Genomic DNA, 21820 nt, shown 5'->3' with positions numbered 1-21820 from the left:
CTATGAATAAAGATGTAATATTAGGGATAATGATCCCTTTCATAGGAACAAGCTTAGGGGCTGCCTGTGTTTACATCATGAAAGGTGAGCTAAAAGAAAAGGTCCAAAAGGGCCTTTCTGGCTTTGCCGCAGGTGTAATGGTAGCAGCTTCAATCTGGTCATTAATAATGCCAGCTATGGACATGGTAGAAGATAAAATGGGAAAAATGAGCTGGATACCAGCAGCAGTAGGATTTCTTGTAGGAATCTTCTTCCTCCTATTTTTAGACAGCGTAATCCCTCACCAGCATATAGATAGCGACCATCCAGAAGGAATGAAGGCAGAAAGCCTCAGAAAAACAACTATGATGGTTTTAGCAGTAATCATACATAATATACCAGAGGGAATGGCAGTAGGAGTATCATTTGCAGGAGTCCTCTATGGCAATACCCACATGACAATGGCAGGAGCCATAGTCCTATCCATAGGAATAGCCATCCAAAACTTCCCAGAAGGAGCCATCATATCAATGCCTCTAAGGGCAGTAGGAGTAAATAAACACAAGGCATTTGGAATGGGAATATTTTCAGGTGCAGTAGAGCCAATCGCAGCAATTCTAACAATAATCCTATCCCACTACCTAGTTCCAATCCTACCTTATCTTCTAGCCTTCGCAGCAGGAGCCATGATGTATGTAGTAGTAGAAGAACTAGTCCCAGAAGCAACAGGTGAGGGCGAAGGCCACACCAACATAGGAACCCTTGGTTTTTCGGCAGGCTTTGTAGTAATGATGATCTTAGATGTAATGCTCGGATAAAATATAAGGAAACTCAGTGATGGGTTTCTTTTTTTGTTAGGAAATTTGTAGATTTTACTAATAAAATTTGTAATATATTTAGAAAATTTTATATTAAGTCACAATTGCTTGAATTCAATAGTATTATTGAAATAAATGTGATATAATAAGAGTAATTAGAAGAGAAAAAATTTATATATGAATTATATATAAGAAACACTTATATAGATTTCCTTAAAAAGGCCAAGTAAGTATATATTGCAAGAATTAAGAAGTAAAGGCCTGATTATATTCTAGGAGGAAGAATGAAAAAGATAGTAAAAGATAAAATTCTAGGACTAGTTTTGCCTTTGATTATGGTACTTAGCATATTTATTCCTAGTATAAAAAGTTTTGCTAAATCAACTGAAGCTAAGCCAAATCCACCCAATACCGACAAAAAGTACAGGGTTGAGTTAAATATAAGCCATGTTGATGATAGAAAATCCGACACAGAAGACATAAAAGCAAATGCTAGGCAAGTTAAATATTTTAAATTGCCAAAAGATTATGAAAAAAGAGATCACTTGGAAGTAGCAAAGAGACTTCATGCCTTACCTATGGCAGAGGTTGAAAAAGAACTTGGAAAGGGAACTATATCAAATAAGTCTCTAATTTATGATGATGGCAAACTTACCGAAACTTTAAGCAAAGATAAGTTTGATAAGGAAAGAACCTTTGAAAAAATTGTATTAGAAAATCTAGAGCCTGGTTTCTATCTTATAAAAGAAACAGATGAGTCAAAAGATAAATATGATCAAAAATTGATAACAACTATTGAAGAAGTTTCAGCAAAGACTGTCGAAGATGGGCTTATGATAGTTAATATGAAGAAAACTGTCAAAAACCCGGAAACTTCAATAACTTTAATCAAGGTTGACCAAGATAATCCCAACAAGAAGCTAAACAAGGCAGAATTTAAACTTTATAAAAAAGAAGGAGATAAAAAAACTCCTGTTGCAGTTAAGGAAATAGCAAAAGGATCTTATACTTATGATCCTACTTCTAATCTTGAAAGTATTTTAACAACTTGGGACAATGGAAGTTTGACTGTTGAAAATTTACCTGAAGGTGAATTTATATTTGAAGAAGTAACTGCTCCTGCAGGTTATGAAAATAAAGATAATATTGGAAAAGTAACCGATCCATTTAAACCTGGTTCAGGAGAAGTGAAAGTTAAAAACAAAAGATACCCACTTCTTAAAAAAGTAGATGATAAGTCAGGCGAATACTTAAATGCTGCTGAATTTAAATTGTTTAAAAAGGATAATAACCCTGTAAAATTCAAATTAAATGCTAAGGGTGAATATGCCTATGATGAAAAGGGCGATTTAGAATTAGTAAGCACAGCTGGACAAGGTTCTATCTTTGTAGAAGGTTTGCCAGATGGCGAATATTATTTCAAAGAGACAAAGGCTCCTGAAGGTTATAAGCCTGATACAGACAAAAAGTACGAGTTTACTTATAAAGAAGGTAAGATGATTACGAAAGATAATCAACCTTATTTAACTGTACCTAATGCTAAGATACACTCAGATGTCGTAGTTACAAAAGGTGGCTATAAATTTGTCAAAACTGATAATACCGACAAGGCCAAAAGACTTGGCGGAGCTGTTTTCCAAGTACAAAAGATTGTAAATGGAGAATATGTGACAGTTCAAAGAGATGGCAAAAATTATCAGGTAACTTCAAATGATAAGGGAGAATTTTCTGTAAGCGACCTTGAATATGGAGACTATGCCCTAAGAGAGGTAAAAGCTCCTACAGGATTTAATCCAGAAAGTCAACCTATCAAATTTACAATTAAGGCTGGAAGTGATTCACAAGCGGCAATTTTCATAAAGAACTATCCAAATGTTACAATCACAACTGAAAAACCAACCACAAAAATAACAAGAAACACAGTTACAACAGATTACACACCTACAGGTGTGAATAAGATTATAAGAGGACCTATTGTCAAGACTGGTGATATTAGAATTTTAATTATGGCTGTTATTGGCCTAATACTCTTAATAACTGGTGTAAAATTAGTCAGGTCAGCAGAAAAACCTAGAATAGCATAGTAGATTTACTTAAGAGTAATCTTCTTTATAATCTATTAGAGGGGCTCTAAGTCAGATGGCTTACGCCCCTCTTTTATGAATGGAAAAACAATGGCGAAAAAAGACAAAAAAGCAAAAAAAGTAAATAAGAAAAAATCCAAGAAAGGTAAATGGATATTTAGGCTTATCTTCTTATTAGGCTTTATGGTTATGATGTATCCGCTTATTTCTAGACTCTATTATCGTATAGAATCTAATGAGCAGGTTACAAGCTTCTCTGAAGGTGCCAAAAAGCTTGATACTAAGGAAATAGACAGGCGTATCAACCTTGCCAAGGCCTTCAACGAGTCCTTGTCAGGAAAGATTGCATCAGACCCTTATAGCCGTAAGAAACAAGAAGAAGGCCGCAAGGAATATGCTAGGATGCTAGAAGTAGAGGAGATGATTGGTACTGTTGATATACCAAAGATTAACCAAAAACTCCCTATCTATGCAGGTACTAGCGAGGATATCCTTCAAAAGGGCGTGGGCCATTTGGAAGGTACTTCCCTTCCAATCGGTGGTAATTCCACCCACACAGTCCTCACAGCCCACTCAGGCCTTCCAGAAGCGACCCTCTTTACCCATCTTAACCAGCTTGAGATAGGAGATAAATTCTATATAGAAAATATCGAGGGAATCATTGCCTACCAGGTAGACCAAATTAAGGTCATAGAGCCATCAAACTTTGATGACCTTCTTATAAGTCCAGGCCATGATTATGCGACACTTTTAACATGTACGCCGATAATGATTAACACTCACAGGCTTATTGTAAGGGGCCACAGGGTGCCTTATGTACCAGCAGTTGATGAGGAATTAATCAGAGAAAGCAGAAATAACTGGATATTTAGAATCCTCTTCTTTGCTTCACTTATCCTTATCCTTATCCTTATAATCCTAATCTTTAAGCTAAGAAGGGATAATAAGAAGTACTTTAAGAAGATTGCAGAGATTTCTAAGAAGGGCTTTACAATTGTAAAACCAAAGGCAAAAAGTCAGGGAGACCTCTTTGATAATCTAGCGGCAGATGATGGAGATGACTATGACTAATCCAAAAAAGAAAAAGCCTAACAGGCTAATGTTTGTAGGCATCTTTCTTTTAGGTCTTTTGATTTTCTCCTATCCTTTGATAAGTCAAAAATATTATGAAATTCAAAAGGAAGATGAGGTTATAACCTTCGTTAAGGCGGCCAAGGCCCTCCCACCAGAAAATCTGGATAAGAGGATGGCCCTTGCAGAAGCCTATAACAGGACCCTAGACCCATCTAGGCTTGCAGACCCTTATACTGACATAGAAAAGGCAGCTAGGGTAGAATATGCCAGGATGCTTGAGGTAGAAGAGATGGTAGGCCATGTCAATATTCCAAAGATCGGCGTAGATATACCTATTCGTGCAGGATCTGCTGAAGATGTTTTGCAAAAAGGTGCAGGCCACTTGGAGGGGACTTCTCTTCCAATCGGTGGTAAGTCTACCCATACAGTCATCACCGCTCACAGGGGCTTACCCAATGCCAAGCTTTTTAGAAACCTTGATCAGATGTCCTATGGAGATGTTTTTTATATTACAAATATCAAAGAAACCATTGTATATAAGGTAGACAAAATCCAAGTTGTAGAACCATCTAATTTTGAGCCGGTTCTAGTAGTGGAAGGCCATGATTATGCTACACTTCTAACTTGTACACCCTATATGATCAACTCCCACAGGCTTTTAGTCAGAGGGGAGAGGATTCCTTATCAGGCAGCTATTGATGATGGTATAGCCAATACACCTAGGGCTAGGATTGATTTCTTTAGGATGGTTTTAGTAATGATACCTATAATACTTCTCCTAACCCTAACTCTCTTTAGAGAAAAGAAGAAAACAGACCACTTAAGTAAGGAGCTTAGAGAAATTGAAGAAAGAAATAAAACTAACTAAGAAATCATTTTTAGGATATATCTTTATTTTAGTTGGGCTGGCCCTCTTGACTAGTCCCCTAATACTCAGGTCATACCACGATATTAGCGCTTCTTCTGCCAAAAAGACTTTCGAAAAACAAGAGGCAGAAAAGAGTCAGGAGAAAATCGATGAAGAAAACAAAAAGGCCCTAGCCTATAACGAAATAATCAAGAACTCTGATATGAGCGTCCAAGACCCTTTTACAACAGATGATTATGAAAATGGCTATGATATGTTCACAAAAACAAACACACCTTTTGCCTACCTATCTATACCAAAACTTGATAAATACCTTCCCCTATATTTAGATGCCACAAAAGAGCATATTTCAAGGGGAGTAGCCCAGGTAGCAGGCACAGCCATACCGTTAGGTGGCAAGGGCACAAGATGCGCCATAGCAGGCCACAGGGGCTGGTGGGGCGATACTATGTTTTTATATGTAGATGAGCTAGAACAAGGCGACTACATCTACATCGAAAGAGCCAATCAAACCATGAGATATGTGGTTAGCGATAAGGAAGTTATAGGACCATATGATTGGGATAAGCTTGCCCCAAGAGAAGATATGGACATGATAACACTTTTGACATGTTCACCATTTTTACCACCAAGACCTGACAGGCTCCTTGTAAATGCTATTAGAGATGAATCAGGGCCAGCAGAAGAATTTAAACTTTCAGATGGCAGCCTAAAAGCAAGCCAAAACCAAGATGAAAAAGGCGACAAGCTCGTAAAAATCAGCAAAATAGCTACACTTATTGGAGCGATACTAGGAAGTATAGGCTTCATCTACACCCTAAGAAGATTTGCAAAGAGAATAAGGGCAACTTTGTAAAATTCTTAAAAATTTTAAATAAATTTAAAAGGCAGGATAGCTTTATAATAATATAAGCCATCCTGTTTTTATTATTCAAATATTTTCATATATATTAATTATTTTGTTATTTTATTTGCTATAAATATCTATTATTCAGACTTATTCTAATTTGTAGTAAGCACATCTATTAGTAATCTTGACTTATTATTCATATAAAAGTAAAATAAAAAGGAGTTGCTTCACTATAGTAGATTAGTGAATGAACGACCTAAAGATCAATTGTAAATTGGTTTGAATTTGAAAGGAATTTTATGAGTTTTATAGATAACCTTATATCGACAATCAACGGATATTTGTATTATCCAATCTTAATTGTAATTTTATTAGCAACTGGCCTTTATTTTACCTTTAGAAGTGGCTTTATTCAATTTAGACTGCTTGGCGATGCCTTTAAGGTAATTGTAGAAAAACCTGAGCATGATGGGGATATTTCAAGCTTTCAGGCCCTTATGGTTTCAACTGCTTCTCGTGTTGGTACGGGAAATATCGTAGGGGTGGCCAATGCCATCTGCTTTGGAGGGCCTGGTGCTGTATTTTGGATGTGGATTATTGCCATAATTGGTGGAGCTTCAGCCTTTATCGAATCAACCCTTGCCCAAATTTATAAGAGAAGGTCTGATGATGGCACTTCTTATGGTGGACCTTCTTATTATATTGAAAAGGGACTTGGCTCTAGAAAACTTGGCGTAATCTTTGCTATTGCCTTGATTATGACCTATGCCTTGGGCTTTAATATGCTTGCATCCTTTAACCTCCAACAATCCTTCAGGGCCTATGGTTTTTATGACAAAAATACTACTCCTTGGCTTATTGGAGGAATATTAGCCCTAGTTGCAGCTTATTGCATACTTGGTGGTGGTAAGAGGATTATAAAGTTTACATCATTTATTGTTCCTTTTATGGGCTTAATTTATGTATTAATGTCACTTGTAATGATTGTTATTAATTTTTCAAATATCCCAGCCATGTTTAGGCTAATTATAGAAGATGCTTTCAATTTTGAGGCGATCTTTGGTGGTGTGGCAGGTTCTGCTCTTGTAGAGGGAATTAAGAGAGGTCTTTATTCAAACGAAGCTGGTATGGGATCAGCGCCAAATGCTGCAGCAAGTGCTGTAGTAAGCCATCCTGTAAAGCAAGGCCTTGTACAGATGATTTCTGTCTTTCTTGATACCCTTGTAATATGTACAGCTACAGCCTTTATGTCTCTTGTATCAGGTGTTGTTCCAACAGAAGAACTTGCTGGTTCGCCTCTAGTGCAAAAATCCTTAGCAACTGTATTTGGATCTTACGGCAATATTTTTATAACTGTATCCCTTGCCCTTTTTGCCTTTACAACCCTTTTGGGCAATCTTTACTATTGTGATTCTTGTCTTTCATATTTATTTAAGAAGACTCCGAATAAATATGTCATGATTTGCTTTAGACTTATAGCAAGCCTTGTTATTTTTGTAGGTGCAGGTATGGAAATGAAATTTGTTTGGAACTTTGCAGACCTACTTATGGGAATTATGACAATAATCAATATATCCTCAATTTTGCTTTTGGGTGGTATATCTATAAAAGCCTTAAATGATTATATAGATCAAAGAAGCAAAGGCCAAGAGCCGGTATTTATGGCAAAAAATATAGGCCTAGATGAAAGCAAACTAGATTATTGGAAATAGAAAATAATGCGCCAGGCCAGCTCTGGCTTTTTTCTTAGCAAATTATTAGTGCTAGCTAAGGCTTTTGTGATATAATATTAGTATTAGTGAATAGGAAGGTCCTATTAGAAAGGAAAAAATATGAAAAAAATAGGTAAATTTATCTTAAGTCTGTGCCTAATAGCTGGCATTGGCTTTGCAGGATTTATGCTAGGAACAAATATGGATATGGGCGCTAAGGGAAATATTAAGTCAAGGCAATTGACAAGTGAGATGGCTTCTCTTAAGGAATTGCTTGATAGAAATTTCCTTTTTGATTATGATGAGAATAAGCTTTATGAAGGCAGCCTAAAGGGGATGTTTGCAAACCTTGGTGATCCTTATACAGCTTATTATCCAAAGGAAGAATTTGCTAAGCTTATGGAAAATCTTGATGGCAGATATAAGGGTATCGGCATAAGTGTCTCTAATTCTAAAGAAGGCCTTATCAAGGTTATCCAAGTATTTGAAGGTTCTCCTGCCCAAGAAGCTGGCCTAAAATCAGGTGATTTTATAAAAGCTGTCGAAGGCAAAGACTTCGCAGGTAGTGAACTTGAAGAGGCTGTTGCCCTAATTAGAGGTGAAGCTGGCTCAAAGGTGAAGCTTAAGCTTTTAAGAGTAAGTGAAGAAAATCCAAAGGGCGAAGAAATTGATGTGGAAGTTGAAAGACGTGATGTGAAAGTAGATACAGTCAAGTCTCAAACCCTAGATTTAAAGGGAACAAAGATTGGCTACTTAAGATTAACTGCCTTTGACGATGTAACTTGGGATGATTTCAAAGACCAATATGCCAAGCTTAAAAATGAAGGAATCCAAGGTCTTATCTTAGATTTAAGAAATAATCCGGGCGGTGCCCTAGATGTTTGCCTAAATATAGCAGATACCTTCCTTGATGAGGGAGTAGTAGTAACCACAGAAGATAAGGATGGCAATGTCGTAAGCGAGAAGTCAGATAAAGAATTTGACGATATTCCAATGGTTACCCTAATAAACGAAAACTCAGCTTCAGCTTCAGAAATCCTAGCAGGTGCCTTTAAAGATAGGGGAAGGGCTAAGATAGTTGGAGAAAAATCATTTGGTAAGGGAGTAGTTCAAAAGATATTCCCACTAGATAATGGCGCTGGTGCAAAGATTACAATTAGCGAATACAAGACACCAAATGGCGAAAAAATCAACAAAATTGGTGTTAAACCTGATGTAGAAGTAGAAAATAAAAACCAAGATTTAGACCTAAACGAAAATGATTTTACCAAAGATAATCAATTCCTAAAGGCTCTAACAGAACTTGTAAAAGAAATAGGAAACAAAAAATAGGGCAGTTATCTGTCCTTTTTTTAAAGGGGTAAGTATGAAAGAGACAATGACCTATAGGATAGGATCCATGCTTTGCAACAAAGAAGCTTTTCTAAGTTTTAAAAATTTGACAGGCCTTATGTTTGATGTATCCTTTATCCAATCTGCTAAGGTTGAGAAAGATCTAGATATGAAAGGCAAGGCCTGGCTGGTTTATTCTTGGGATATAGAAATTGATGAGCATATAAAAGCAGGTGATGTTATAGAAATCACCTCAATTCCCACCAAGATAAAAAGATTTTATGCCTATAGAAATTTCCTTGTCAAAAAAGATGGAAAAGAAATAGCAAGGGCCTGTGCCAAACTTATCCTATTTGACAGGCTTAAAGGAAAACTAATCCCGATAGATGAAAATATCCAAAAAGCTTACGGAGAAGAAAAGCTAATCTATGCTGGCAAAGATTTTAAAAGGTCAAGTGATTTTGATAATTCAAAACAAATTATAATCAGGAAAGCAGATTTTGATGAAAATAGCCATGTCAATAATGGTATTTATTTTGACTTTCTAAAAGAGATTGAAAATATTAGGGAAGATAGGATTTCTTATATAAAAATAATTTACAAAAATGAAATAAAAGACCAAAAAGAAATCAGCCTATCCTATAGAAATACTGAAAATGAAGTAGAATTTTCTATAGATTCAGATAATACTAACCATAGCTACGGAGTGATTAGATATGTATAAGGAAAATTACGGAAATATTCCAAATAAGGATAAGATAAGGTCCATAATGGATGAGGCCTTTGCCACAAATCCTACAAAATGGATAATCTATTCCCACTTAGTTGGCAAAACTTGCGAAAAAATTGCAAAAGAGCTTGGCCTTGACCCAGATATAGCACTTGCTTGTGGGAGTCTTTATAATATTGGTAAGGGCCTTGGCTATAACGATATGGCTCATTTATTGCAAGGATACAGGTTTTTAAGAAGTGAATCATACTTTTTACCCGCCCGTATAGCCCTAGGCTATGGCTTTGTCACAGATAGCATTGATTCTTATAATGGAGAGAAAAATGTATCTGAATTTGACTTAGATTTTATAGGCAAATTTCTTGAGAAAAGAGAGGAGACTCTCTATGAAAAGCTTGTAATTGTTGTGGATCATTATATTAAAAATGAATATTCAAGCCTTGCTGAGAAAAATGAAGTCGAAGTAGAATCTAGGAATTCAGAAATTAGCAATAGAATAGATAATTGGCAGAAAGATTTGGCAAAAATCCTTAGCAAGGAAATAGGATCCTATGTGCCTAGGAGAAGGTCTTACAAATTTCCCTATAATTTATTCAAAGATCAAAAATAATATTGCAAAATATGTATATTTGAGTATATTATAAATGAATTTATTTTATCAACCCAGGGAGGTCGCATGACCTCCTCAATTTTTTTTATGAGGACTTATGACAAAAAGAAAAATCAACCATATTCCATATGACAAACTAAAAAAATATATAGAAGATGAATCCATGACTGAAAGCCTGATGGAAAGGGCTGATGAGATCAGAAGGGTAAATTACGGCGACAAGGTCTATATCAGAGGCCTTATTGAGGTGTCAAACATCTGCAAAAATAATTGTTATTATTGCGGGATAAGAAGATCAAATGATCATGTCAACCGCTACAGGCTTGCCAAAGACGAAATCCTAAGATCGGCTGATTTTGGCTATGGGCTTGGTTTTAGGACCTTTGTCATGCAAGGGGGAGAAGACCCTAGCTTTAGCAGAGATTTCGTTGTGGATGCTATAAGAGAAATTAAAAATAAATATCCAGATACAGCCATAACACTATCCCTAGGCGAAAGATCCTATGAAGACTACAAGGCCTTTTACGATGCGGGAGCTGATAGGTATCTTCTAAGACAGGAAACATCAAACCCAGACCACTATGCCAAAATCCACCCTAAAGAGATGAGCTTAGCGCATAGGCAAGAATGCCTTCATAATCTTAAAAAAATAGGCTATCAAGTTGGGGGAGGATTCATGGTTGATAGTCCATACCAGACTACAGATGATTTGATAAGAGATATCAGATTTTTAGAAGATTTAGAGCCGGATATGGTAGGAATTGGACCATTTTTGGTAAGTCATGATACACCCTTTAAGGACTTTAAGGATGGGTCTTTTACAAAAACATTGAGAATGGTAGCAATCCTAAGGATAGTTTTCCCCTACGCCCTAATACCAGCAACTACAGCCCTAGGCACCATAAATCCAAAGGGCAGAGAGCTAGGTCTTAAGGCAGGGGCCAATGTCCTCATGCCAAACCTATCTCCAGCAAAGGCCAAAAAGTCTTACAATCTTTATGACAATAAATTAAATACAGGCCTTGAAGCAGCGGAAGCCAAAAAGGCCCTCGAAAAGGAAATAGCTAGCTTTGGCTATCAGATAGTAACTGATAGGGGCGATGTTAGAGATAAGAATTAAAAAATCCATGATTTTTGGAATAAAACCAAAAGTCATGGATTTTTTTATGAATTTTATAATTTTTCCAGGAAACCTTCCACATCTTCCTTGCTGGTCCTAAAGGTAGTTACAAGTCTGATTACTTTTTCATTATCTTCTTCAGACATAATTTCAAAGTAAGCAAACTTTGCCATTTTTTCATACTGGTTAGCAGATACCCTAAGGAAAACTTGGTTGGACTCAAATGGATAGGCAAGGTCATAGCCTTTTTCTACAAGGCCAGATGCGAGAAGTTTTGCCATCTCAAAGGCGACCTTGCTGCCTTTTAGGTAAAAGTCATCTTCAGAAAAGACCCTCTCCCACATAATTCCTTGAACAAAGCCCTTGGCTAAGAGACTTCCCTTTTGCTTGATAAGGTTGATCAAATCTTTTTTAAGGTCTTTATTTTTTACAATCAAGGCCTCACCAAAGAGAAGACCAGCCTTGGTTCCTCCTAGATAAAAGATATCACACATTCTAGTCAAGTCTTTTAGGCTGTAGTCGCAATGATCACTTGCAAGGGCTGCCGCCATCCTAGCCCCATCTATAAAGAGATAAAGACCATTTTCCTTACAAAAATCATAGATTTCTTCTATTTCCTTTTTCTTATAGACTGTTCCAAGCTCTGTAGTATTTGAAATATAGACCTTTTTAGGAACTGTAACATATTCTGTATTAAAAGATGCGTAGGCCTTTTTTAGATTTTCAAGATTAATTTTCCCAACTACTGACTCTATAAGCTCGATTTTAAGACCTGTAGCCTCAATTGACCCTGCTTCATGGCCCTCTATATGGCCGGTAGTGGCAGAAAGAATAGAATCTTGTTGTCGCATGCCAGCAGTCGCTCCAATGATATTGGCAGGTGTACCTCCTGGAAGAAAGTAAATATCGATATCTCTATCGCCAAGAGCTTCTTTTATAAGACTTTTGGCCTTTTCGGAGTGAGAATCAAAGCCATAGCCAGGATTTTTCTCATCTATAGAATCTTTTAAAGCATCCAAGATTTCTGGATAGCAGATAGAATTATAATCATTAACAAAAAAATACATATAACCTCTTTCTATAAATTTCACTTAGTTTTATTTCTTCTATTATAACATTTTTTAAAAAAAAATTAGATAAAATTTAATAAATAAGGTTTTCCTCTTAGCTGTGTGAATGAGATTGATAATTTATATCAAACATTTCTAGTAAGTAGTATTGATATTCATTATCGGCTATGATATATTAATAGTACAAGGATATGACATCCTGAATTTAAAGATATTGCAATAAAACTAAAATTATAGAGGAGAGATTATGCCTATTACATTTTATAGCATAGGTGATACTGTCGAAGTAATCAAACTTAAGGGCGATGAAAAGATCATAAAACACCTAAATAACCTAGGTTTTGCTAAAGGTAGAATAATTAAGCTTTTGAATTTTGATGGGGTCAACTACATATTTACTATTGATGATAATAGATTTGCCCTTAATAAAGAATTAGCTAGTAAGATAATTGTTAAGGAGGTAGCAGCCTAATGCCATTTTTAAACGAAGTGCCAGTAGGGGATACTGTAAAAGTTGTAAAACTTGAGGGCGATGGCCCTACAAAAAGAAGAATCATGGATATGGGAATTACAAAAAACACAGAAATTTTTGTAAGAAAACTTGCTCCACTAGGAGATCCTATACAAATTAACCTTAGAGGTTATGAACTAAGTATTAGAAAAGAAGATGCAAAGAATATAAGAGTGGAAAAGATATGAGTATAAGAATAGCACTTGCTGGTAACCCAAACTCAGGTAAGACCACCCTATTTAATGCCCTAACAGGCTCAAATCAAAGGGTAGGTAACTGGCCAGGGGTTACTGTTGATAAAAAAGAAGGCGTATTAAAAGGCCACAAAGACGTAATAATAGAAGACTTGCCAGGTATTTATTCACTTTCTCCATATACAATGGAAGAAGTTGTTTCAAGAGAATATCTTATAAATGAAAGACCTGACCTAATAGTAAATCTAGTAGATGGTTCAAACCTAGTTAGAAACCTCTACCTTACAAGCCAACTAGCAGAGCTTGAAATCCCAATGGTTATATCCCTAAACATGATGGATATAGTTAAATCAAAGGGAGATAAGATTGACATCAAGGCCCTAGAAGAAAAATTAAACATTCCAATAGTTGAAACTATAGCAGCTAGGGAAAAGGGTGTTGATAAATTAATAGCAAAAATACTAGAAGTTGCAAAAGATGGTCAAAAACCAAAAGAAATGCTCTTTGATTCTGACCTAGAAGAAGCCCTTAAACCAATTGAAGCTGACTTAAAGCCAATAGTTGGCGAAGATTTATCTAGATATTATTCAATCAAGGCCTTCGAAAATGACGAAGAATCACTTGGCCATATCAAATTGACAGAAGAGCTAAAAACTAAGGTAGAAGAGGCTAGAAATAAGCTGGAAAAAGAACTAGAAGATGATGCTGAATCAATCATCACCACAGCTAGATATGAAAGCTTAGCTAATCTTTCAAGCGATGTCCTAGTAAAGGCTCCACCAAAGGTAAGCCTAACAGATAAGGTTGATAAGATTGTAACCAATAGAATCTTAGGTCTACCAATCTTTGCCCTAGTAATGTTTTTGGTATTTTTCGGTGCAGTTTATGAACATTCACCAGGAACCATGGGCACAGATTTAGTAAATGGTTTCTTTGAAGATAACCTAATACCAGCAGTTGGAGCTTGGATGGAAGGCTCTAATGTAAACCCAGTTATTCAATCATTGATAACAGATGGAGCTCTTGCAGGTGTGGGAGCAGTACTTGGATTCTTACCACAAATGATGGTTCTATTTGCCCTATTATCAATCCTAGAAGATATAGGATATATGGCAAGGGTAGCCTTCATCATGGACAGACTCTTTAGAAGATTTGGTCTATCTGGTAAATCATTTATCCCAGCCATGGTTGCAACAGGATGTGGTGTACCTGGTGTCCAAGCATCAAGAACAATCGAAAATGAAAGAGATAGAAAGATTACAATCATGACATCTACTTTCATGCCTTGTTCAGCAAAATTACCAGTAATTGCCCTTATAGCAGGAGCATTTTTCCCAGAAAACAAAGCCTTGGTATCATTCTCGTTCTATATGATTGGTATAGCTTCAATTGTCTTTTCAGGAATTATCCTAAAGAAATTTAAGGCACTAGCAGATGAACCAGCACCATTTATTATGGAATTACCTCCATACCACGCACCAAGAGTAAAATCAGTTTTAACTGATGTTTATAATAAGTCTAAGGCCTATGTTAAGAGAGCTGGAACAATAATCTTTATATCAGCTGTTATAATTTGGTTCTTAACACACTTTGACTTCAGATTACACTTAATTGAAGAAAACTCAGAAGGATCAATCATAGCTGTATTAGGTTCCATAATCGGCGTAATCTTTAGACCAATAGGCTTTGGAAGCTGGCAATCAACAGTTGCAACAATATCAGGTTTCGTAGCAAAAGAGAACGTAGTTTCTACAATGGGAGTTGTTTTAGGTCTAGGTAGTGATGTTTCATCAGATACACCTGAGTTACTCCAAGCCTTCGGTGCCGCAATAGGAACACCTGTAGCAGGTTATTCATTCTTACTATTTAACATGCTCTGCATGCCATGTTTTGCAGCAGTAGGTGCTATCAAGACAGAAATGGATGATAATAAGTGGACAGCCATAACTATAGGCTATCAAATGGGCTTTGCTTATATAGTAAGCTTCATCTTCTATCAACTAGCAAGCTTCTTAGCTTATGGTAAATTTGGCATAGGAACAGTACTTGGACTAGTAGCCCTAATCTTCTTCATCTACATGGTAGTAAGAAAAGGAAGCTCTAGAAAAAACTTAGCCTACAACGAATCATTAGCCAAAGCTTAGATTAAAGGGAAGCTTGAAAGTAAGTCCTTAAACTAAACTTTCAAGTTTAAAATCATAAATCAAGTAAAAGCTTAAATTTAAGTCAGCCCCCTTTAAGGGGGGCGGGCTTATAAATGAAAGGAAGAAAAATGAATTTACCATCATGGATTATCCTAATCTTAGTACTTGCAGCATGTTCTTATATAATCTACTCAAGATTTATCAAGAAAACATCAGGTGATTGTGGAGGCTGTTCAGGATGTTCTAGCAACAATGATCACAAATCATGTTGCCACTAGGACTAGGCTAAAAATATTAAAAACGAAAATACAACAAAGATGCCAGGCATAAAGAAAAATATATAAGCCTATAATAGTTAATTTTAAAATTGACTAGAAAAGAAAAGTCAAATCTTAAAGGAATTAATAAATAGTCTTATGCTAAATTTCTGATGTCTAGGCTGGATACTTAATTTTTTTTGGAAGGCTTTTGATAAAAATTATCAATATCACATAAGCCTTCACAAGGCTCATCCCTTGACAATCAAATTTCTATTTCATTCTGATAGACTAAGTCAGGAAGAATCCGATAAAGATAGACTTAAATAGTATATAAATATGTCGAGGTGATGATCCAGATTAAACTTTATTTTTTTAAATAAAGTATGATATAGGTTATCATTATCATTATGATATCAAATATAAATCTTACCCGAAAGAAAAAGGGTACACATAGTTAGAATGTAACTAAAAAATATTAAAAATTTGGAGGAAAAAACAATGAGTAAAGTAGCAGTAGTATATTGGTCAGGAACAGGTAACACAGACATGATGGCAGATGAAATCACAGCCAAACTAAATGACCTAGGTCATGAAGCAGAAAAAATCTTTTCAGATAATTTCTCAGCTGATGATGTAGCAAATTATGATGGCTTTGCCTTTGGTTGCCCAGCTATGGGTTCAGAAGAGCTAGAAGATGGTTCATTTGAACCAATGTTTGAATCAGTAGAAGACAAACTTGCTGATAAACCAGTAGTCCTATTTGGTTCATACGAATGGGCAGATGGCGAATGGATGCAAAACTGGACATCTAGATGCCAAGATGACAATATCAACCTAGTAGCAGATGGTCTAATAGCTTATGATACTCCACAAGATGAAGATCTTGAAGCTTGCAGAAATCTTGCTGAAAGCCTAGCAAAAGCACTTTAAGTCATGGGTGAGTCCTATCTACTTAGCCACTGCACCCAAGTCCTAGCCAACATCAAGCCTGCCAATCTCTTCAGAATTGCAGGCAAGAGCAGGGAATATATCATAGACTTGTTAAAGGAATGGAATAAGAGATTTAATAAATTTGATATATATTTTAGACAGGTAGCAAAAAATGACAAGGGCTCACTGATATTTGTATATAGAAAAGATAAGTTACAAGCCTACCTAGCTGAAGATCAGATAAAAATATTCCTAAAGAGCCTAGACTATGAAGTTGAATCTCTTGATAAATGCTTATCATGCGTTATCAAAAAGCTATCATTAGGATATTTCCCCCATGAGATTGGATGCTTTTTAGGCTACCCATACGAAGATGTGGAAGGTTTTATCGCAAACAAGGGCCAAAACTACCTCTGCTGTGGATACTGGAAGGTCTACAGCCAAAAAGAAGAAAAAGAAAAACTCTTCGCCCTTTACGATAAAACAAGAAAGGCCTATATGGACACCTACATTAAAGGCCAAGATATAGATAAACTAGTAATTGTATAAAATCCTAAAAACGTAATATCATTGAATGTAAAAAAGACCTAAGAATTAGAATTTAGGTCTTTTTGCTTGGGTAAATTTATACAAAATACTTAGCCTGGGCCTTGTAGAGGTCGGAGTATTTATTTTTGTATTTCATGAGATTATCGTGGCTGTCGTAGGCTGCGATTTTTCCCTCATCTAAAAGGAGGATTTTGTCTGTAAACTTGGTTGAGCTCATCCTATGGGAGATGAAAATTGCGGTCTTATCTTTTGTCATTTCGTTAAAATGTTCATAGACCTGGGCTTCTGCTAATGGGTCTAGGCTTGCTGTTGGCTCATCTAGGATTATAAATTCTGGCTTGTGGTAGATGGCCCTGGCTATGGCAAGTTTTTGCTTTTGGCCAAGGGATAGGTCTGTGGCATTTTCGTAGATATCCTTGTTTAGATAGGTATCAAGGCCATTTTCAAGCGCTCTAACCCTCTCGTCCAGGTCTAATTCCTTTAAAATTTCGCTAACATTTTCCTCATCATAATCCATATTTCCAATAATATTTTCTTTTATTGTAAAAGGCATGATTGAAAAATCTTGGAAAACTCCGCTCATCTTCTCATAGAGGGAGGCCTTTGAGATATTTTTGATATTGACTCCATTGTATAAAATTTCTCCAGCATCGATATCAAAAAATCTTAGGAGAAGCTTAACAATAGTTGTCTTTCCTGCGTTATTTACACCTACAATAGAGATTTTCTCGCCCTTATTGATTTTAAAAGATATATCATCAATAATCTTTCTATCAGATCCTGGATAAGTGAAGGATACATTAATAAATTCTAGGCTTTCAAATTCTCCAGCTTCTTTTAAATTTTCTTCCTTGTCAGAATCTAGGATATAAAAATCATAGAGGGGCTCGAGGTTGACAAGGCTCATTATAAAGGCTGCTAGCTCAGAAAACATGGTCTGAAAGGCTGTCATGAAGTTTTCATTTGCAGCTATTATAGCAGAAAATGAACCAAAACTTATCTGTGGCCCGTAGGCTGCTGATAGGGTCCTCATTGCTACATAGGTGTAGGATATTAGCCTTAGAATTGATTCTAAAAAGATTTTTAGAGCGCCCATATTAGCTTCATAGGCAAATTTATCTTCAAAGCCAGCCATCATCTCATCTAGATATCCCTTGGTTTTTGATTTCATAAGAGGTCCTAGGTCAAAAACCCTAATTTCCTTTTGGTAGTGGGGACTTGCCATGAGGGAGAAATAATAAGAGAATCTCCTGTTTACATTTACAATCTCCAGGTCAAATTTGCTGGTGTAGGCAGCTTCTTTTCCATTTACAAAAATTATTAAGAGGGAAATAAATATTGAAAATGCGACCAAGTAAGGGGAGAAAGATATGATTACAAGGGCAGTTCCTATGATGGTTGCCACACTTGTTATTATATCCTTAAGGCATGACAGCAAGTTATGGATAGCTCCCATATTTATGGCAGCATTAGCCTTTTCCTTTAGGTCTAGGGTGTGGGGATTTTCTATGTTTTGGTAAGTCAAATCCATGGCTTTTTTTGCAAGTTCAAAGGTCAGGTAATCATTAATCCCTTGGCGTCTTACAAATTCTTCTCGGCTTAGGAGTCTTTCTAGACTTTTTATGAGAATTTTTCCAACGACTAAAAATATTACAATTTTTATAAAGTCGACTGCTGGCCTTGGGTCAGTGATTTGATTGATAAAAATCATTGGAACAAAGACATTGATCATAGTTGCAGCCGCAGGGGCCAAGGCATTTAGGATAATTACCAGTATATAAAGAGGATCGTTTTTTGCTGTGATTTTTGCAAAAAGCCATAGGGCCTTTAATTTATTTTTCATTATTTTCCTCCAAATAGTATTTTCTTTGGGATTCGTACATTTCCTTATAGAGGCCATCTTGCCTTAAAAGCTCATCGTGAGTACCGTATTCTGTGATTTTGCCGCCATCAAGGAGCATGATTTTGTCACAAAATCTGGTAGATGCTAGTCTGTGGGAGATAAAAATTAGAGTCTTGTCTTTGCTGATTTCATCGAGGTCCCTATAAATTTTCTCTTCTGCTAGGGCATCGAGGGCTGCTGTTGGCTCATCCATTATTAATGCTCCAGCCTCCTTCTTATAAAGGGCTCTGGCTATGGCAAGTTTCTGATTTTCTCCTCCAGAAAAAAGTGTTCCATCGTCGTGGATATTTCGGGTTATTTGGGTGTTGATTCCCTTTGGTAATTGGTCGAGCTTATATCCTAAACCTGCCTTTTTTAGAGAATCGATAACTCTTTCTCTGTCGATTTTTTCATCAGTAGCCGCTACATTTTCTGCAATAGAAACTGCAAGGGGTTCTACATTTTGTAGGACTGTTGCAAAGGTGGCATATCTTTCCTTAAGGTCAAGGTCATTGGCATTTATACCATTTATAAAAATTTCGCCTGCTGTTGGCTTATAAAGACCAAGAATTAGGGAAACTATGGTAGATTTGCCAGCGCCATTTACACCGACTATAGCGACTTTTTCTTTTTCACGAATTGTAAATGATAGATTTTCCAAAACATTCACATTAGATAGGGGATAGGAAAAAGATACGTTTCTAAATTCTATTGACATAGGTCCTGTTATTTTTTTCTTGCCTGCATCTGATTTAAGGTCTGCCCTTAGCATATCAAAACCATCGCTTACATAGAGGAGATTTGACCTGGTTTGGGCTATATTCATCACTAGATTTGAGATAACGGTGCTATAGATAGCCACGGAAGTGATGATTAAAGTTAGGTTTTTAAGGGTTATTTGATCTGTCAAAATTTTCCCTGTTAGGAAATAAAAGCAAAGAGCTTCGATTCCCACGAGGAGGACTGCAAGGACAGGGGATAAATACATTTCATGCTTGATAAAGGTCCTTGAAATCTTAACTACATCAGCCACAAGGGGTCTAAAACCTGCTATAAACCTGTCCTTGAAGGAAAATACCCTAATATCCTTGGCAAAGCGAAAGTCGGATGCTTCCTTGTAATAGGCGTCAGTTTTTCTCCTAACCTTGTTAAGCTCTCCCATGTGGGCATGCCTATATTTGTCAGTATAGGTTCTAATCGCAATTTGGATTAGGATTGAAATTATGGCAAGGATAAAAATTAGGGGAGATAATTTTGCCATAATCACTGATATTATCACAAAGGAGATAAGATTTGCTAAAAGCTTATACATATCGTGGTAAATTCCTTCTAGACCCTGGACATTGTTAGAAAAAGGTTCAAAACCTCTGGAAAATTCGGCCATGAAGAGAGAATTTTCCCCAAGACCGTAGTCCATTTCCATGATAGGACCAGAAGCCTTGATGAAGGTGGATAGCCTTGTACCCATATAAGTTGGGTAAGTTCTACGCTCTATTTGATTTGAAACCATGGAGCAGATGAAAATTATTAGGGCGTAGGCTGTAATTGTGACAATCATTGTCCTAAGGTCGGTGTTTTTTTCTATGATATCAACCAAGTAATACATGATAAAGGCCTGGATAATTGGAATAAGGCCTGCTGTAAGGGGATAGATTAAAAGAGATAATTTGATTTTAATATTATCCTTAAAAGGCTGGTAGGCCATCTTTAATAGGTCGATATTTGATAATTTATCAGCTCTTAGATATGATTTTATAACTTCTTCGTCATTTAAATTTTGGGCTAGGTTTTCTTTTAGGTTTTTAAGATTCCTTTGCATTTCTTTCCTCCCTTATGTCCTTAGAAAATTCGGTAAGTTCTTCTATTACTTTTTCAAAACCGGGACGTCTTAAATAATAATAGGTCTTCCTGCCCTCAATGTATGCTCCAATAAAGCCGCATACGTGAAGCTGACTTATGTGATAAGATAAGGTGGCAGGTGTTATATAAAGCTTATCAGAAAGCTCTTTGGCATAGTAGTTTTTTTCCTTAAGTAAATCTAGAATATCAATCCTTGTTGGGTCTCCTAGGATTTTGAGGTATTGGCTCAGGTGCTTTAACTTATTTTCTTTTTTGACAAAGTCCTTATTTGAATAAATTCCAAACTTGATGAAAGCATCATCGTAATCTTCTGAAATAAACTGAATCATAGTCATGTTTGGTGCAAGGATAAGACCGTAGATGTTAAAAGGCTCTTCTTTTTTTTCTAAGAAACTTCCTAAGCCAACCTGGTCGATTACTTCTTTTACCTTTTTGTAGTCATCTTTTTTTATCTTTTCAAAATGGTCCATGAATTCGTCTTGAATTTTTGGAAAATTATTTTCTAAAATATTAGTAATTTTTTCTAAAAGTGAATAAAGCCTATCGTAGATTGATTTCTTATTGGAAAAAGACCTTAAAAGTGCCATAGAAAGCTTATCTTCGTAGGGTAGACTAGCTATTAAGCTTAGAAAGTCTGATTTTAAGGCTTTTTTTGACCATTCTTTTATAGTTGTAGACTTTAATTCTGGATCATCTATGTCAACACCTATACATCTTAAAAAAGATAGGTTGAAGACTAGGTCAAAGATCTCATAGGAAAATTCTTTAATAGATGTAACATTGATATTTTGGAAAACTCCTGCCATAAAAGGCAAATAATTTCCAGCGTTTTCTATAAATATGTAAAAAAGATTTAAGATATCCTCATTCTGATCATGAAAAAACTCTTCTAGATAGGGAAGGGACTCCTTTTTTACACTTCTAACAAAGTCTGTATAGGCCTTGTTGTTGTAAAAAGCAGTATCTATTGAGGTTAAATTCATATCCTGGGAGTAATTAAAACCTGGATAAGACTCCTCAAAAGAGATAAAGTTTTTGTTCTTTGCAGCTAGGTAGTCTGTATAAAGGTAAACCATAAGACCAGCTTCATTTACAAGTAAGGGCTGTTCTATGAGCTTAAAATTATAGAAATTAGTTTTCATTGTATATCCTTTCTTAGATTTATATCTAATATTTAATTTTATCTTAGATTTCTATTAACTTAATTATAAGACAAATTCCATCTAACTTCAATAGGTCTATA

Annotated in this window: 20 protein-coding genes; 16 read left to right on the top strand and 4 right to left on the bottom strand. The window is 36.0% G+C overall.

Annotated elements, in window-relative coordinates:
• The first annotated feature begins 2 nt into the window (after positions 1–2).
• The 10 genes from C8269_RS06640 (at position 3) to hydE (ending at position 11177) form a co-directional block, all read left to right on the top strand.
• Positions 3–797, top strand: a complete 795-nt coding sequence (locus C8269_RS06640; protein ID WP_106460931.1) for a ZIP family metal transporter — start codon at positions 3–5, stop codon at positions 795–797.
• Positions 798–1081: 284 nt separating this feature from the next.
• Positions 1082–2881: an MSCRAMM family protein gene (locus C8269_RS06635; RefSeq protein ID WP_106460930.1), complete on the top strand. Its 1800-nt coding sequence runs from the start codon at positions 1082–1084 to the stop codon at positions 2879–2881.
• Between the two features lie 90 nt (positions 2882–2971).
• Positions 2972–3952: a class C sortase gene (locus C8269_RS06630; RefSeq protein ID WP_106460929.1), complete on the top strand. Its 981-nt coding sequence runs from the start codon at positions 2972–2974 to the stop codon at positions 3950–3952.
• Positions 3945–4823: a class C sortase gene (locus tag C8269_RS06625; protein ID WP_106460928.1), complete on the top strand. Its 879-nt coding sequence runs from the start codon at positions 3945–3947 to the stop codon at positions 4821–4823. The genes C8269_RS06630 and C8269_RS06625 overlap by 8 nt, the downstream gene beginning before the upstream one ends.
• Positions 4798–5679, top strand: a complete 882-nt coding sequence (locus tag C8269_RS06620) for a class C sortase (RefSeq protein ID WP_106460927.1) — start codon at positions 4798–4800, stop codon at positions 5677–5679. The genes C8269_RS06625 and C8269_RS06620 overlap by 26 nt, the downstream gene beginning before the upstream one ends.
• 293 nt (positions 5680–5972) lie before the next feature.
• Positions 5973–7385 carry an alanine/glycine:cation symporter family protein gene (locus C8269_RS06615; protein WP_199792164.1) on the top strand — a complete coding sequence of 471 codons (1413 nt, stop codon included), beginning with the start codon at positions 5973–5975 and terminating at the stop codon, positions 7383–7385.
• 120 nt (positions 7386–7505) lie between these two features.
• Positions 7506–8717 (top strand): S41 family peptidase, encoded by a 1212-nt coding sequence (locus C8269_RS06610; RefSeq protein WP_106460926.1) that lies wholly within the window; start codon positions 7506–7508, stop codon positions 8715–8717.
• 34 nt (positions 8718–8751) lie between these two features.
• Positions 8752–9441, top strand: coding sequence for an acyl-[acyl-carrier-protein] thioesterase (locus C8269_RS06605; RefSeq protein WP_106460925.1), 690 nt, complete (start codon positions 8752–8754; stop codon positions 9439–9441).
• Positions 9434–10057, top strand: coding sequence for a phosphohydrolase (locus C8269_RS06600; RefSeq protein ID WP_106460924.1), 624 nt, complete (start codon positions 9434–9436; stop codon positions 10055–10057). Before C8269_RS06605 ends, C8269_RS06600 begins: the two co-directional genes overlap by 8 nt.
• A 97-nt stretch (positions 10058–10154) precedes the next feature.
• The gene (gene hydE / locus C8269_RS06595; protein WP_106460923.1) at positions 10155–11177 is read left to right on the top strand and encodes a [FeFe] hydrogenase H-cluster radical SAM maturase HydE; all 1023 of its coding nucleotides are present in this window, start codon (positions 10155–10157) and stop codon (positions 11175–11177) included.
• 53 nt (positions 11178–11230) lie between these two features.
• Here the strand turns inward: hydE and C8269_RS06590 are convergent, their stop codons facing one another.
• The gene (locus tag C8269_RS06590) at positions 11231–12244 is read right to left on the bottom strand and encodes a threonine aldolase family protein (protein WP_106460922.1); all 1014 of its coding nucleotides are present in this window, start codon (positions 12242–12244) and stop codon (positions 11231–11233) included.
• 250 nt (positions 12245–12494) lie between these two features.
• Here C8269_RS06590 and C8269_RS06585 point away from each other — a divergent pair, with 250 nt between their 5' ends.
• From C8269_RS06585 to C8269_RS06560, 6 genes are all read left to right on the top strand, one after another.
• A complete protein-coding gene (locus C8269_RS06585; protein ID WP_106460921.1) occupies positions 12495–12719 on the top strand; it encodes a FeoA family protein in 225 nt (74 codons plus the stop codon).
• Positions 12719–12946 carry a FeoA family protein gene (locus C8269_RS06580; RefSeq protein WP_106460920.1) on the top strand — a complete coding sequence of 76 codons (228 nt, stop codon included), beginning with the start codon at positions 12719–12721 and terminating at the stop codon, positions 12944–12946. Before C8269_RS06585 ends, C8269_RS06580 begins: the two co-directional genes overlap by 1 nt.
• A complete protein-coding gene (feoB, locus tag C8269_RS06575) occupies positions 12943–15096 on the top strand; it encodes a ferrous iron transport protein B (RefSeq protein WP_106460919.1) in 2154 nt (717 codons plus the stop codon). The genes C8269_RS06580 and feoB overlap by 4 nt, the downstream gene beginning before the upstream one ends.
• Positions 15097–15209: 113 nt before the next feature.
• Positions 15210–15374, top strand: a complete 165-nt coding sequence (locus C8269_RS06570) for a FeoB-associated Cys-rich membrane protein (protein WP_234025844.1) — start codon at positions 15210–15212, stop codon at positions 15372–15374.
• A 480-nt stretch (positions 15375–15854) separates the two neighbouring features.
• Positions 15855–16286 carry a flavodoxin gene (locus C8269_RS06565; RefSeq protein ID WP_106460917.1) on the top strand — a complete coding sequence of 144 codons (432 nt, stop codon included), beginning with the start codon at positions 15855–15857 and terminating at the stop codon, positions 16284–16286.
• A 3-nt stretch (positions 16287–16289) separates the two neighbouring features.
• Positions 16290–16835 (top strand): DUF3793 family protein, encoded by a 546-nt coding sequence (locus C8269_RS06560; RefSeq protein ID WP_106460916.1) that lies wholly within the window; start codon positions 16290–16292, stop codon positions 16833–16835.
• Between the two features lie 76 nt (positions 16836–16911).
• On the opposite strand, the gene C8269_RS06555 is transcribed toward C8269_RS06560, so the two are convergent.
• From C8269_RS06555 to C8269_RS06545, 3 genes are read right to left on the bottom strand one after another with little or no spacing between them, the layout of a single operon-like run.
• On the bottom strand, positions 16912–18678 hold the full coding sequence (locus tag C8269_RS06555; RefSeq protein ID WP_106460915.1) for an ABC transporter ATP-binding protein: 1767 nt from the start codon (positions 18676–18678) through the stop codon (positions 16912–16914).
• Complete coding sequence (locus tag C8269_RS06550) at positions 18668–20536, bottom strand: ABC transporter ATP-binding protein (RefSeq protein ID WP_106460914.1); 1869 nt, start codon at positions 20534–20536, stop codon at positions 18668–18670. The genes C8269_RS06555 and C8269_RS06550 overlap by 11 nt, the downstream gene beginning before the upstream one ends.
• Entirely contained in the window at positions 20520–21719 is a 1200-nt protein-coding gene (locus C8269_RS06545) for an ArsR/SmtB family transcription factor (RefSeq protein WP_106460913.1), read from the bottom strand. Before C8269_RS06545 ends, C8269_RS06550 begins: the two co-directional genes overlap by 17 nt.
• Positions 21720–21820: the final 101 nt, after the last annotated feature.

The sequence above is a fragment of the Anaerococcus sp. Marseille-P3915 genome (genome assembly GCF_900258475.1).
GTDB classification, from domain to species: domain Bacteria; phylum Bacillota; class Clostridia; order Tissierellales; family Peptoniphilaceae; genus Anaerococcus; species Anaerococcus kampingae.
Note: the sequence above shows the minus strand (reverse complement) of the source record. Positions and strands in the feature narration are given on the sequence as shown.